The organism is Candidatus Rickettsiella viridis, assembly GCF_003966755.1.
Taxonomy (GTDB): Bacteria; Pseudomonadota; Gammaproteobacteria; order Diplorickettsiales; family Diplorickettsiaceae; genus Rickettsiella_B; species Rickettsiella_B viridis.
In genome coordinates this window covers 788,746-802,864 of record NZ_AP018005.1, presented here as the reverse complement: position 1 = coordinate 802,864, position 14,119 = coordinate 788,746, and the positions used below count along the sequence as shown (strand labels likewise).

Below are 14,119 nucleotides of genomic sequence, written 5' to 3'. Positions count from 1 at the left end.
ATATGCAAACACATATCACAGAGATTCTAAAATTATTAGGAGAAGATCCAGAGCGAGAAGGTTTAAAAAAAACCCCAGAACGGGTTGAAAAGTCGCTGCGTTATTTAACCAGTGGAACTCAACAATCACTTGAAACACTGATGAACGGTGCTTTTTTCAGCTCTAGCATAGCTGAAATGATTCTGGTTAAAGATATCGAATTATATTCTTTATGTGAGCATCATCTGTTACCTTTCATGGGTCACTGTCATATTGCTTATATACCAAATGGCAAAATTATTGGCCTTTCAAAAATTCCACGAATTGTCGATTTTTATGCGCGACGTTTACAAATACAAGAGAATTTAACCTGCCAAATAGCCGATTCATTGATGAGTCTACTTAATGCAAAAGGTGTTGCTATTGTTATTGAGGCAAAACATCTTTGTATGATGATGCGCGGCGTAGAAAAACAAACTGCTTCGCTTAAAACATCGGTTATGTTAGGTGTTTTTCGTGATGATATGAAAATACGCGCTGAATTTTTGAGTTTATTGAATAGCACACATCATTGAAATTGTTTTTCAAAGCTTGAAAATTCGTTTTCTAATGTCCATTGTAATTGTGCTTTTTCGTTGGCCTTTAGAAAATATTGGCACTGGATGGATCCCGCGATCAACCCTCTGGTCAAGCCAGAAGGCGACGGCCAGCGGGACGGCGTTTGGCAAGCCGGTATCATTTGGTGATATTGATTATCTTTCCATAATGATTTACCCGGCAAGAAACTATAGCTAATGCTGTTACGTACTAAATTCTTTATTGTGAAATAAGAAAAATCGTAGCTCAAAATAGCTTTTTTATATTGTTCAGTCAGATTGGTTCGGAGTACACCCGGATCATCGGTCGATAATGCCACCGGTACGTTATAGCGCCTATATAATAATATGGGATGCGATTTGCCTTTAATGCCTAATATAGCCTCATTACTACTTAAATTAATTTCTACTAAAATGTGTTTTCTTGCCATTTCTTTGAGTAATGCGACGGAATGCGTTTCTTGTTGAATATCAACGCCGTGACCAATACGGTTTGCATGTGCTATTTCTACGGCTTGACGAATATGAAATCGTAATCCACTGACAGGAACTAAGTTAGCGTTTAACTCGCCTGCATGCAAACTGATAGGTACTTTAGGATATAAATTATGTAAGAAGGCAATCATGTGCATATGCAACGTATAATCTCGCATAGCAATTTTCCCATCTTCAGGCTGAACGATATTAATGCCAAGTACGCGCGTGTTTCTGCTTGCTAGCTCAAACCCTGCTAATAATTGTGCAAAGACTTGTGCGGGCGGCTGTTCACGTAATACTTGATAAAGATAACGTAGTTTAAAATCAGGGCACACACTTATTTTGTCATCGCCATCGAGTTGTTTTGACATGTGGGTTACAATCGTACTTAAACCGTGATTTAAAAGTTTTTTTCTCAATAGCCTTAAATTAGGGTTCCACCCTACTTGCTTGCCTAGCAGGCCGGAGGCATTATTATCGGGCGTTATCATGAGTTCTAAATAAAGCGCGTTTTGTTCACATGCATTTTTAACGACTTCTGCCGTCATTTCATGACGGTGCTTGGTTAAAATAGGGGCATATTTATCAAATGTTGCAAAAAAATGATCATGACCTGACTCTTTGCCCGCATAAAAATTTCGCATCGACCATGCATCAATCGTTGCGTTATATAAACGAGGAGTGTGAATGAGGTTTTTTAAGCGATAAGTGGGACAACAAGCGACTTGTTCCTGAACTGACAAGGTTTGCTTGTTAATACACAGGTGATCGTTTTTAGCATAACGAATCATGTTTTCTGCTAGGCTTGCGCCACCCAGGTGATTATGTAAATCCCCTCCTTTAGGCATTGTTTTTAAAAAAATATCCCGTTGTTTAGGATTATTTTTAATCGTGGCGAAATATTTTTCAGTAGCTTGTTCTGAGACGCTATGCGCATTTGCTGTAGTACTAAGAATAAGGATCGTAGTCAAAAGAAATTTTTGCATCATTAGGGCTTAGGTTGTGCGTCGTGGAATAATTTAAAAAAGTTAGTGGTTGTTTGTTGTGCAATGTCTGCTAAGGGTAATTGACGAAGTTCAGCTAATTTTTCAGCAACATAGTGTACATAAGCCGGTTGACAGGGTTTACCACGAAAAGGGGCTGGTGCTAAATAAGGGGAATCCGTTTCAATCAGAATTCGTTCGAGTGGAAGTTGCTGGGCAATCGCTTGTAATTCTTTAGCATTTTTAAAAGTTAGAATGCCGGAAAAAGAAATGTAAAATCCTATTTCAATCGCGGCGTTTGCCATGGCTAAATCTTCGGTAAAACAGTGTAATACGCCACCCACTTTATCAGCACCCTCTTCTTTTAAGATCGCTATCGTATCTTCTCGGGCATGACGTGTATGTACGATCAACGGTTTATTAACGGCTAACGCCGTTTGTATATGTTGTCTAAATCGTGTTTGTTGTTTTGATTTTTTAGTCGTATCACGATAATAATCTAAACCGGTTTCACCGATAGCAACCACCTTGGGGTGTTTAGCCAGCGCAATTAATTGCTCCAGTGATGGTTCTTCGGCAAGGTCTTCGGTGGGATGAATGCCGACTGAAGCAGACACATCGGAAAATTGCTCGGCAATAGACAGAACCGGAGGAAAGTTTTCCAAATCAATACCAACACAGAGAAAATGAATAACACCCTGCTCTCTGGCAGATGCTAACAACTGATGTAGATCTTTTTGAAAATAATTTAAATCCAGTCGATCAAGATGACAATGCGAATCAACTAAGGGGTACATATTTCACCTTGCAAGGACCAATGACAAAATAAATCTTCTAACAGCAATGCTTGATTTAAAGCTACTTTTGTATGTTGTTGTAACTCGATTAATTGATCAAAAAAATTGAGAAGAAAAGTAGGATCGAGTCTATGTGCCAATGAACGTAATGGGATAGTGTGATCTTCAGATATAAAATGACACTTAATAAGATCACTAACGATTTTCATTAAGCAGTGTAATAGCATAGATAAGTCTGTTTTTGAGTAATTTTCAGTCAGTTTTATAGGATCAATTTCTTTTTTATATAGCTGCGTGAGCGCAAGGAGTAAGTCGGCATATAACTTATGTGTGCCTGTTTCGGCATATTCTAGTGCTTTTAAAGGACCGCCATTCGCTAAATGGTAGAGACTATCGATAGTATCATCCGTTTCATCCGCTAGTTGCTGGCTTATCCAACTTTTTGCTAAGGATAAGGCAGGTGGTGTAAAACGAATAAATTGACAGCGGCTACGGATAGTGGGCAACAGTAATCCTGGTTTATCACTAATCAAAATAAATAAGGTGCGATCCGTGGGTTCTTCTAAGTTTTTTAATAAGGCATTGCTGGCACCCACTAATAAACTTTCAGCTGGGTTAATGATAATTATTTTATAAGCCGATTGCGTGGTTTGGTTTGAATGCTGAATAATATGACGTATTTGTTCAATTTTAATCGACTTAGCTGCACTTTCTGGAACGATGCAAGTCAGATCGGGATGTGTTTGCGCAGCGACTAATAAACAACTTTTACACGTATAGCAAGCATGTACTGGGGTTGTTGTGGCTTTACATAACAAGCTTTTTGCAAATTGTATAGCCAGTGCATATTTTCCCAAACCCGATTGTCCAGTAAAAAGTAAGGCATGCGGTAGGCGATTCGTACTATGTAGTTGATAGAGATCGGTCCATTGCTGCTGTTGCCAGGGTAGTAAGCTATTTTGTAATGGGTTTGACGGCATGGTCTAACTTCCTGGTTGGCGAATACCAAATATAAAATTCATCGTCATTGCGAGCGCCGTAGGCGCGCGGCAATCCAGGATAATACAGTAAACTGGATGGCCACGCTCATTTCATTCGCTCGCCATGACTTTTATAAGAGCCTATCTAATATTGATTGAATTTGTTTTTGTACTTCTTTTAATGAAAGGCTAGCGTCGATGATATGGTAGTTATTTTGGGCTTGTTTTGCACGTGCAAGATAAGTATCACGGGCACGATTAAAAAAATCAGCGGTTTCAGATTCGATGCGATCAATTTTTTTTCGGCGTAGCGTTCGTTTTAATGCCAGATCAACGGGCGCATCCAATAAGAGCACGCAATCAACTTTTAAATCTTTTTGCACCCATTTTTGTAAATCCTGAATAAACGCTAAATCGATGCCCCGCCCCCCACCTTGATAGGCATAACTGGTTTCAATGAAACGATCACAGATAACCCAATCACCCCGCGCTAGCGCTGGTTCAATCACGGTGTGAATGTGTTGCGCACGTGCGGCAAAAAAAAGTAATAATTCGGTTTCAGGTGTGACCGTTTCTTTAGATGAATCAAATGTTAGTACTAATTCTCGAATGGCTTCTGCCAGCGGTGTACCGCCGGGCTCACGTGTTACGGTCAGAGGAATATTTTTTTGTTTTAGATAGTCACTGATAAATTTTAACTGTGTTGATTTTCCAACGCCTTCAATACCTTCTAGGGTAATAAAGCGCGCATGTGACGTATTAATGGGAATTTACCTCATTTAATTGACAAAAAAGTGATTTCATCTGCTTGCTTAAATACCATAGTGATTGGCAACCTTTAGTTTTTTTACCAATAATGGGGTAACGCCTATCTAATTGATAAATTTGTACGGCTCGGTTGTGTTCAGCTAAATTGCTCGAAAATTGATGACTACCATCACCTTTGGCCACAAAATAAAGGTTTTGAGTGCCGTCAGGGTGTAGTGTGGCCTGAATAGAACTCAAGCTTGGCATTGCAATCGGTGTAGGCGGTAAGCCTTTTCGAGTATAGGTATTATAAAGCGTATCTTTTCGCAAATCATCCAGCGTTATTTTTCCAGTATAGTGCCTGCCTAAACCATAAATAATACTGGAATCAATTTGTAAAGGAATCCCCTTTTCTAGACGACGCGCAATGACACCTGAAATCATCGGCCGTTCTTTAGGAATAGCAGTTTCTTTTTCAACTAATGAAGCGGCAATCAGTGCTTCATAAGATGTTTTATAAGGTAAATCGCTGGCTCGTTTAAGCCATTCTTGGTTTAGCTTCTTTTCTAAAAGTAGGTAAGACCATTTTAATAAGTCTGTATCTTTCGCACCTAAGCTAAAATAGTAGGTAGCAGGAAAGAACAAACCTTCTGGGTTTTCAGGCGGTAAACCAAGGTTAGCTAACACTTGTTCGGATGAGATTTGACTGAGAGTATGTTTTACATAAGGCAATGCTTGTAAGGCGGTGAGCAGCTGTTGAAAAGTCCAGCCTTCTACAATGGTAAAACGATGTAAAATAACGCGGCCTGACAGCATTTGATCCACCAGCTGATCAGGTGTTGTGCCGGGATCAAATAAATATTCACCTGTTTTTAATTTATTCGTTGCACCTTTTGAATAAGCTAGAAAATAAAAAAAACGCGGATGTTGAATAAACCCTTGTGCTTGCAAATCATCTACCAAACGATGCATTGATGATCCGGGCTTCAGCACATAATGGATGACTTCAGTTTTTGATAAGGGTGTTATCAAAAACCGATGGTATTGTACGGCAAAATACGTTAAGAAAATCGATAGAAAAAAAACAATGAGAGCAATCAATGTCAGTTTTTTAGACATGCTTAAAAAAGAGGTCCCTTATAAGCGCAAAAAAAGCAATGAGGCATTGGTTCCACCAAATCCAAATGAATTGGATAAGGCATATTCCATTTTTAATTCTTGGTATTTATTCGGTACAAAATTTAGACCACTGTAATCATCATCGTTGCTATTGGGATTGTCTGGATTAGGCGGATTACCTGGGTTATCCAAGTTAATCGTGGGTGGCGCTTTTTGATCGCGCAGCGCTAAAATAGTAAAAATAGCTTCAACCGCTCCCGCTGCACCTAACAGGTGACCAGTCATTGATTTGGTAGAGCTAATAGCTAAATTTTTTGTATGCTCGCCAAACACGCGACGGATAGCGCGTAGTTCTAGTTCGTCACCTAAGGGTGTAGAAGTCGCATGTGCATTGATATAACCCACTTTTGTTTTATCGATATTGGCATCGTGTAGGGTATTTAACATAGCGGCCATAGCGCCTTGCCCCTCCGGTGCAGGGCTTGTCATGTGGTACGCATCAGAGCTCATACCAAACCCGACTAATTCAGCATAAATCGGGGCATTACGTTGTTTAGCCCGTTCATACTCTTCTAATACTAAAATACCGGCACCATCGCCTAATACAAATCCATCTCTGGCTTTATCCCAAGGTCGACTGGCGGCTTGTGGATCTTGATTACGTGTCGATAAGGCGCGGCAGGCCGAAAACCCACCTAAACCTAGCGGCGTAGTTGCCATTTCTGATCCACCTACTATCATGACATCTGCATCACCATAGAGGATGGTACGCGCGCCCAAACCGATATTATGTGTACCGGTGGTACAGGCGGTGACAACTGCAATATTAGGCCCTTTCATGCCATAACGAATGGAGATTTGGCCGGCCACCATATTGGTGATCGCACCCGGTATAAAAAAGGGTGATATTTTTCGGGGCCCCCCTTTTTCGAGTTTGCTATGGTTTTCCTCAATAAAAGGTAAGCCGCCAATACCCGATCCAACCGCGACACCAATTCTGTCGGCATTTTTTTCAGTAATTTCGAGTTTTGAATCCGTAATGGCTTCAACCGCAGCGGCTAAACCATATTGAATAAACAAGTCCATTTTTTTTAGATCTTTTTTATCGATATAGTTTGATCCCTCAAAACCTTTTACACTTGCAGAAAACTGACAGGGGAATTTATCCGGCTCAAACGATTTAAAGAGTGAGTCCGGCGCTGAGAAATCAATAGGTGCTATTCCACTTTTGCCAGCAAGAATGGCTTCCCAGGTTTCTTTAGTCGAGAGACCCAACGGGGTCACCATACCAAGGCCGGTTATTACAATACGTCGTTTTTTTTTCACCGTTTGTCTGCCCCCGCTGTCATATTAAGTTTAAACGGATCCTTAGTCTGATGATTTTCCATGTGCTTTTACATAATCAACGGCTTGTTGAATAGTACGGATTTTTTCTGCATCTTCGTCGGGGATCTCGGTATCAAATTCTTCTTCTAGTGCCATCACGAGCTCAACGGTATCTAAAGAATCGGCGCCTAAATCATCAACAAAGGAAGCTTCCAAGGTGGCTTCTTCTGGTTTGATATCTAGTTGTTCAACAACAACCTTTTTCACACGTTCTTCAATTGTACTCACTCGTATCTCCTCTCTATTTAGTAAAAAACCTGTCGCTTAGTTTATTCAATTCTTGCTGGAACGCAAGTAGCGTCATTAAATTGAACTGACGCTATTGAATTTGTTTGGAAATTTTTTTTGAAAAGCCCGTTTAAACCATCGCCATTCCGCCATTCACATGTAGTGTTTGGCCAGTAATATAATCTGCCCAAGCGGATGCTAAAAAGACACAGGCTTGTGCAATATCATTTGGTTTGCCTAAACGGCCCGATGGAATTTTCTGCAATAGTTGTTTTCTTTGCTCCTCATTGAGCTTGGCTGTCATATCAGTTTCTATGAAACCGGGTGCTACTACATTAGCGGTGATGTTGCGCGTCGCCACTTCTTGGGCTAAGGCTTTGGTAAAGCCAATGATGCCTGCCTTAGCGGCTGCATAGTTGGCTTGGCCAGGATTCCCCGTGGTGCCCACGATCGATGAAATCGTAATAATACGACCATAGCGCGCTTTGACCATGGATTTCAAACACTGTTGCGTTAAATGAAAAACGGCATTTAAATTGGTTTCTATCACGGCATTCCACTCATCATCTTTCATGCGTAACAAAAGATTATCACGCGTAATGCCCGCATTATTAACCACAATTTCAACAGCGCCAAAGGCTTTGAGTTCGGTAAATAAATTTTCTATCGATGAAAGATCAGTAATATTTAAGACAAACCCTTGGCCATTTAAACCTAATTCTTTGAATTGCTTGGAAATATTTTCTGCACCTTCGGCAGTGGTTGCTGTTCCAGCGACGTGGGCGCCTTGTTTTGCAAATGCTAAGGCAATGGCAGCGCCGATACCTCGACTAGCGCCGGTGACTAATGCAACTTTGTTTTCTAATAACATAAAAATCCTTACGCGACTAAAGCATTTTTAAATAGGTCAGGGTTTTGTATTGATAAGGTGGGAATATCCGTAATACGTTTATTTAAACCAGCCAATACTTTACCCGATCCGCATTCTATGAGTTGTTCAATACCTTGTTTTTCTAAATATTGTATAATTTCCACCCAACGTACGGGGCTAAATAACTGTCTTACTAATGCGTCTTTAATCGCTTCGGGTGTTTCCTCTGCTTTGACATCTACATTATTAATAACAGGAAATTGAGGTGCTAAAAAAGAAACCGTATTTAAGTAATCCGCTAAACGTTCTGCCGCAGGTTTCATTAATGCACAATGCGAAGGTACACTGACTGGAATACGTTTGGCTAATTTAGCACCGGCTTGCTTGGCTTTTTCTACTAATCGATCCACCGCTTCACTATTCCCTGCAACAACGGTTTGTCCAATGGAATTGTAATTTGCCGGCGATAATACCTGATCTTGCGCTACTGATGCACACAGCTCTTGTAGTGCGCTGTCTTCTAAACCAACGATGGCTGCCATGGCACCCACGCCGCTAGGAACCGCCTCTTGCATTAGGCGTCCTCGTTCAGCGACCAATCGTATTGCTGTAGGAAATTCGAGTGCCCCGGCACAAACCAAGGCAGAATATTCACCCAGGCTATGGCCTGCCATTAATAACGGAAGTTTTCCGCCCTCTTTTTTCCAAAGTCGCCACAGTGCAACGCTGGCCGCTAACAAAGCTGGCTGCGTGATTTGAGTTTGGTTGAGTTGTTCGGCTGGGCCTTGCTGGCTTAATTGCCAAAGATCACACTCTAATGCTTGCGAAGCCTCAGCAAACGTTTCTTCGATTAAGGGATAATGAGAAGCGAGTTCGGATAACATGCCAACAGCTTGTGAGCCTTGACCCGGAAAAAGGAAAGCAATTTTTTTAGACATAGGTTCATTGTGCTTAAATCAGTGAAACGAGCGCTTCAAGTGTACCATAGCGCTGCCGTGTACTTTAAGGGGGAAATTGATTTTCCTCAGAATAGGCTTTTTTAATGGAAATATTGTCTATACTTTTTAACTAAGGTTTTTTAAATTTTCTTTGCATAATGTGCTGTATTTGTTTTTCAACACCTTTGTTTATGCTAGCGGCAGATTCTTTAACCATAGGACGATGAGGATTTCGGGTCCAATAACGTACAGCAGTGTCCAAAAAAAACAGTGTGCTGATGGGATCGCTGCTAGCCGTTACGCGTGAAGTACCGGGACTCGTGTGAGTGGCATTCTGGTAGTGAGAATATGTATTTTTAGTGCTGGAGGCTTCTATACCGAGGTACTTTCCTGAGTGTTTCGCGATTTCTTTTCTGTGAAATAAATTCGGTACGTTGTTAGCTAGACTGGTTTTAACCGAATGCGGGGTAATATTGACAGGCCGTGTTTGTTTCCTCGGTAGATAATTAAGTTTAGCCAACGTGGGTTGTTTTATAGATACGGATTTGAGTAGGTGTGACGTATTGTTATTTTGAGTTTTGTGTTTTCTTTTTTGCTTCGTATGCAGTGTTAATAGTTGCTTTTCGCTTTGTTTAGGCTTTGGTTTTGGTTGTTTAGCAGTTAAAAACTGCGGTGCAGGTTTAGATCGATGAATAGTATGCGGTTTTAACTGTTGTTTAGTGTGCTTATTGAGATACGCTTCACTTTGGTCCCATATTTTGTCTGAGATAAAAGGGTTATTTAAAGGGATAGCGCGTTTTTGACGTGGCATACGCTCGGAATTTGATGTTGTATTAAGAGTTGAGGCTGCTAAACTTAAGTCCTCTGAGTTTTCGTTTTCCTTTTTTTCGATTAGTGGTAGTGGGATCGGTGGTGGAAGTGACTTAGATTTGTTCAAAAGTGATGTATTTAGTTGTAGATTTAAAGTTTGCTCAATATAGGTAGTATTTTTCAGTAAAGCTAAAAGCGATTCAGCTGTCGTAGTATTATTTACAACCTGTGTAGCTAGGTTTAGCCAAAGGTTAGACAGAACCCCTACCAGTTCTTCATCAGAGAAAGAATCGTCTTGTTGTAGTTCCATGTCTAACATATAAAACCCACTTTCAATCTTTTTGACAAACTTCATTAAAAGAGGCGATTCGGACCAATCAACGATGGCTCTTTTTTGTAATTTACTATTACCCCCCCTAAACCATTGCTTAATGTTATCGAACTGGTTTGTAAAAAAAGAACCAATTTCTATAAAAAGTTCTATAAAAAGTTCTTTTGTTTTTTTGAATAAATATTCGTTGCCTATCACTAGGTCGGGTCTCATTTGGTATAGGCTATCAATCACATCGCTAATGACCAGCTCTTCATTTGAACATTCGCCACGGTCAATACATTGGCTTGCTAGTCTTTCAGCCAGTTCTATTTGACGGTTAGTGGCCGATCGTTGCTTACCGACTTCTATGGCGATACGCTGAGCTAACAACTTTAAATCTGCTTTAGTTGCTTCATTAATATCTTTCGCTTCAGGCGCCCGGTTAATATACCACTGATGTAATATATGCATGATGGCCGCACCTATTTGATAGTGTGCGCCTTGCTGACCAGCAGCACGAAAAAACGTTTTTAATTTTATTTTTACCCGTGTTGTAATACGATTTAAGCGGGCTTGATGGGTTTCTTTAGGTATAGGAGTAGGCATAAATAGACTTTTCTTATTTTCTAAATCGGTGTGAAGCGTGGTTGCTGCGATTTGTTGCCTTGATGTAATAAAAAATAAACCCGCTTCAATCTTCATGATTAAAGCTTGTTTTTGTGAGTTAAAATAGTCTACTCTAACCTCTCTAAATCCCAGGAACTCTAAACTTTGAGTAAATTCTTGAAGTGCCTTCGTATCAATAACAGGTTGGTAAATATAAGATTGTAGTTTTAATGTAGGACGAGTAGAGGCTTGTCTAGCCTGCTCTATAAATTTAAGTAATTTAGTATAATCGATATCTTGTGGCTGATAACCCCAATGGATATTCAGTTCATCGGTATTTTCTAAGGAAAAGATCGGTTTTATACGAAGCGTAAGTGTTTCTAGCACAAATGATTTTTCCCCCAATGATTGTGCAAATTGTTTAATATCCTCCAGCGATGTAAAAGGTGGAGTTTTTTTCATCGGATGTTGAAATAGAAAATGGGTCGTACAACGGGTATCCAGTGAACGGCGAGAACGACCGCACCTTATTGGATAATAGGAAAAGGGGGTAAAGGGGGTAAAGGGGGTAATTTATTAGAGAGTATTCCTTCTTTTAACTCGTGTATACCTTGAAAATTACGGTGCCCTTGTTCATAAAAGTAAAACAATAAACTGGCACTCATTTCAACAGCATTAAAAACAATAGCTTGTACTGAGGAATCAGAAAAATGATTATCCCTTAAAAAACGCACATGATTAAACTTTGCTTTGTTAAGAAGAGAGTTTTTAAACTTAGCTTCTAAACGCAAGGTAGATGTTTGGATTTGATCAGAGGTAGCGCTAGTAGATGGACTAAATGTTGTATCAGTGAGATCGGATTCAATAAAAATCCCTTTTAATTTTTTGCCAATAAACGTTGCGCCTTGCAAGCTCGCTTTTTCAAAGCGTAAATCGATTGCCATACTAACGTCGTCAATTACTATCGTACAGTGATCAAAGTGTTTAATACCTAGTTTTTGATATAGTGAATATAAGGTTGATAAAGTAAGTTGACTATGTGCTAAGTTAGTTTGCTGATCAAATTTGTTATCAAAACTAAGCTCAGTGCGGACTAAATTGGCTTTGGCTAAGTTGGTTTTAATGAACCATGTGCTTTGTAAATTCAGGTTGTTTAAATCGACCGATTCTAAGTTGGCTTCGTTAAAATTAAGATATTGTAAACGGCTTTTAATTGTAGCGTGTTGGAAATTTACTTCCCTTAAGTCAGTGCTAGAAAAATCTGTGATGTCTAAGTTCCTGAGCTGTGCAAAAGAAGTCGTGGATAATTGGGCTCCACGTAAATTCAGTGCGGTTACTTCAGCATTGGTTATGGGAAACGTTACTTCTCTAAGATCGGTTTGTAGTGACAAAGTATTTAAATTATGATGAAATTTTGTTCCGCGTAGATCAGCGAAATCAAATTTGCAATTATTAATCGGTTGAAAGAACTGTGCCTGTTTTAAATCAGCATGATTGAAAGAAATTTGGTTTAGGTAATCAAGATACTCTATTTTGTAAAAAACAAATCCATTAAAATTTCTAAAATTACTTATAGTGATCAATTGAAGTAATTCTTTTGTTAACTTTAGAACCGTTTGTTTGACATTAACGCTATAATCTTTAGCCGTATATGTAAAAGATAATTGAGGAAATGCGATATCAACACTTGACTGAAAGATCCCATCTCGGAGCATGTTATGAACAAATACGTTACCGCATTCGCGTAGAAATTTATTGGCTTGGCTTCTATTAGGAATGAACAAAATATTTTTAAATATATCGACGAACTGTTCGGGCGTAGCGTCCTGTTTGACGAACGATACTATCTGTTTAAGTGATATCCAGTTTAAAAAAGATTTTTCCTTGGGCAGATGGTCAATAATAAGTAATAAATCTTTAGTACTTTTGATAAGAAAATTGTGTAGAACCAATATAGAATCATCTCCATCAGGTTGCTGTTGCAGAGGTTCCCAAGCCATAAAATGAGAAAGGCCATTTTCTTTTATGAACGGAAGAAAGGGTTTCCTTTCATCATCTTTTTGAAACCAGCTAAGTGCTAAGCTAGGAAAACGATGGAATTTGAGTGTTTTTCCATCTTCTGGACTAAGTATGGTATGTATTTCTGCTTTTTCTAATAAACCCATATTGGGTAAATGATGGGTTATGGTTAAAGGTTCTTTTTTGCTTAAACGTTCTGTTACGGTTATTTTTATATAGTCGGGACTTTTTAAATGGCCATCCTCGCTAAGAATTTCACCGGGATAAAAATTATCTTCACCTAATAAATTTAATTTATTTATGATCATATTTATTTTATCGGCGTAATTCAAATCTCGAGAAAGCAGATATTGGATGTCTCTATGTAATTTTTCACTAATAGAGGTAACTAAATTATTTGCATTCAAAGTTTTTTCTAAATAGCTAATATAAGTGTTAATAATAGCTTTATCGTTCGTGTTAATGGTTGTATCAAATGCTATAGCACCCGTATCACGTGCTACGGTGACAGGTAAGCCACGTTCTTTTGCTTTCATTAGCAAATAATTATTGGCATGTAGCATATTGCTTTCTTCGGAACAGCCGCTAGCTTTACATACCAACGCTTGATAAGTAACTGGCATCGGAAAAGCAGTTTTAGCGGCTAATTGACGTGCTTCGGTATTAATGTAGGACTGAACCCAAGAGCGGGTTTGATGAGGACCTTCAAAACTTTCTATTAATTGTTCGGCGGCAGAGGAAATACGCGAATAACATCCGGTAATACATTTTGTCAGTTCTTTATCAGCAAGCATATTAATCACAATCTGTTTTCGCTGTTCCAAATTAATGGCTGTTTCTGTGATCAATACGGCGACAGTTTCTAGATTTTTTTTACCAGCGCCATACATGATAACGATGGCATCACTAGGCATAGCTAATTTTTCTTTAAAAGCTACTAAGCTTACTGTATCAGGTAGGGATTGCTCATCTGCCCATTGTTTAATTTTGCCGATAGTAACGCTAAGCTCATTTTGTAATTTAGCCTCTTCTTTAAGTAAAGCTAAATTGTAAGCGTAAATAGGTTCTACGTTAGGTAAATAAGAATATAATTTCTCTTTTATTAATAAGTTTATGGTTGCTTGTATATTTTCGTATTTGTCATTATTAATAGAAGATAGTGAAAAAAAATTTTCTGTTAAAGCAGGATCCCTTGCCATCATAATAAATAAGTCCTTTTTATTTAATGGAGTATAATATAGGACTGCAGCAAAAATGTTGCCAAGTAATA

At 39.1% G+C, this 14,119-nt stretch carries 12 protein-coding genes; 1 reads left to right on the top strand and 11 read right to left on the bottom strand.

Going from position 1 to position 14,119, the window contains the following annotated elements; translation table 11 throughout:
* Positions 1 to 2 precede the first annotated feature (2 nt).
* Positions 3 to 554 (top strand): GTP cyclohydrolase I FolE, encoded by a 552-nt coding sequence (gene folE, locus DMP02_RS03660; RefSeq protein ID WP_126322721.1) that lies wholly within the window; start codon positions 3 to 5, stop codon positions 552 to 554.
* On the opposite strand, the gene DMP02_RS03655 is transcribed toward folE, so the two are convergent.
* From DMP02_RS03655 to DMP02_RS03605, 11 genes are all read right to left on the bottom strand, one after another.
* The gene (locus tag DMP02_RS03655) at positions 548 to 2,041 is read right to left on the bottom strand and encodes an adenosine deaminase family protein (RefSeq protein WP_232019612.1); all 1,494 of its coding nucleotides are present in this window, start codon (positions 2,039 to 2,041) and stop codon (positions 548 to 550) included. The two genes, folE and DMP02_RS03655, sit on opposite strands and share 7 nt — an antisense overlap.
* A complete protein-coding gene (locus DMP02_RS03650) occupies positions 2,041 to 2,832 on the bottom strand; it encodes a TatD family hydrolase (protein ID WP_126322719.1) in 792 nt (263 codons plus the stop codon). Before DMP02_RS03650 ends, DMP02_RS03655 begins: the two co-directional genes overlap by 1 nt.
* The gene (locus DMP02_RS03645; RefSeq protein WP_126322718.1) at positions 2,820 to 3,812 is read right to left on the bottom strand and encodes a DNA polymerase III subunit delta'; all 993 of its coding nucleotides are present in this window, start codon (positions 3,810 to 3,812) and stop codon (positions 2,820 to 2,822) included. The genes DMP02_RS03650 and DMP02_RS03645 overlap by 13 nt, the downstream gene beginning before the upstream one ends.
* A gap of 131 nt (positions 3,813 to 3,943) precedes the next feature.
* Positions 3,944 to 4,552 (bottom strand): dTMP kinase, encoded by a 609-nt coding sequence (tmk, locus tag DMP02_RS03640; RefSeq protein WP_269471430.1) that lies wholly within the window; start codon positions 4,550 to 4,552, stop codon positions 3,944 to 3,946.
* 19 nt (positions 4,553 to 4,571) lie between these two features.
* The gene (mltG, locus tag DMP02_RS03635) at positions 4,572 to 5,678 is read right to left on the bottom strand and encodes an endolytic transglycosylase MltG (RefSeq protein ID WP_126322716.1); all 1,107 of its coding nucleotides are present in this window, start codon (positions 5,676 to 5,678) and stop codon (positions 4,572 to 4,574) included.
* Between the two features lie 18 nt (positions 5,679 to 5,696).
* On the bottom strand, positions 5,697 to 7,004 hold the full coding sequence (gene fabF, locus DMP02_RS03630) for a beta-ketoacyl-ACP synthase II (RefSeq protein WP_126322715.1): 1,308 nt from the start codon (positions 7,002 to 7,004) through the stop codon (positions 5,697 to 5,699).
* A 42-nt stretch (positions 7,005 to 7,046) separates the two neighbouring features.
* Positions 7,047 to 7,292: an acyl carrier protein gene (gene acpP / locus DMP02_RS03625; protein WP_126322714.1), complete on the bottom strand. Its 246-nt coding sequence runs from the start codon at positions 7,290 to 7,292 to the stop codon at positions 7,047 to 7,049.
* 130 nt (positions 7,293 to 7,422) lie between these two features.
* Entirely contained in the window at positions 7,423 to 8,163 is a 741-nt protein-coding gene (gene fabG / locus DMP02_RS03620) for a 3-oxoacyl-ACP reductase FabG (RefSeq protein ID WP_126322713.1), read from the bottom strand.
* A gap of 8 nt (positions 8,164 to 8,171) precedes the next feature.
* Positions 8,172 to 9,101 carry an ACP S-malonyltransferase gene (fabD, locus tag DMP02_RS03615; RefSeq protein ID WP_126322712.1) on the bottom strand — a complete coding sequence of 310 codons (930 nt, stop codon included), beginning with the start codon at positions 9,099 to 9,101 and terminating at the stop codon, positions 8,172 to 8,174.
* Between the two features lie 130 nt (positions 9,102 to 9,231).
* Positions 9,232 to 11,292, bottom strand: coding sequence for a hypothetical protein (locus DMP02_RS03610; RefSeq protein WP_126322711.1), 2,061 nt, complete (start codon positions 11,290 to 11,292; stop codon positions 9,232 to 9,234).
* Between the two features lie 65 nt (positions 11,293 to 11,357).
* On the bottom strand, positions 11,358 to 14,051 hold the full coding sequence (locus tag DMP02_RS03605; protein ID WP_126322710.1) for a pentapeptide repeat-containing protein: 2,694 nt from the start codon (positions 14,049 to 14,051) through the stop codon (positions 11,358 to 11,360).
* Positions 14,052 to 14,119 lie beyond the last annotated feature (68 nt).

Coding starts and splice junctions, on each gene's coding strand:
- folE (WP_126322721.1), top strand. CDS start 3: ATGCAAACACATATCACAGAGATTCTAAAATTATTAGGAGAAGATCCA.
- DMP02_RS03655 (WP_232019612.1), bottom strand. CDS start 2,041: ATGATGCAAAAATTTCTTTTGACTACGATCCTTATTCTTAGTACTACA.
- DMP02_RS03650 (WP_126322719.1), bottom strand. CDS start 2,832: ATGTACCCCTTAGTTGATTCGCATTGTCATCTTGATCGACTGGATTTA.
- DMP02_RS03645 (WP_126322718.1), bottom strand. CDS start 3,812: ATGCCGTCAAACCCATTACAAAATAGCTTACTACCCTGGCAACAGCAG.
- mltG (WP_126322716.1), bottom strand. CDS start 5,678: ATGTCTAAAAAACTGACATTGATTGCTCTCATTGTTTTTTTTCTATCG.
- fabG (WP_126322713.1), bottom strand. CDS start 8,163: ATGTTATTAGAAAACAAAGTTGCATTAGTCACCGGCGCTAGTCGAGGT.
- fabD (WP_126322712.1), bottom strand. CDS start 9,101: ATGTCTAAAAAAATTGCTTTCCTTTTTCCGGGTCAAGGCTCACAAGCT.
- DMP02_RS03610 (WP_126322711.1), bottom strand. CDS start 11,292: ATGAAAAAAACTCCACCTTTTACATCGCTGGAGGATATTAAACAATTT.
- DMP02_RS03605 (WP_126322710.1), bottom strand. CDS start 14,051: ATGATGGCAAGGGATCCTGCTTTAACAGAAAATTTTTTTTCACTATCT.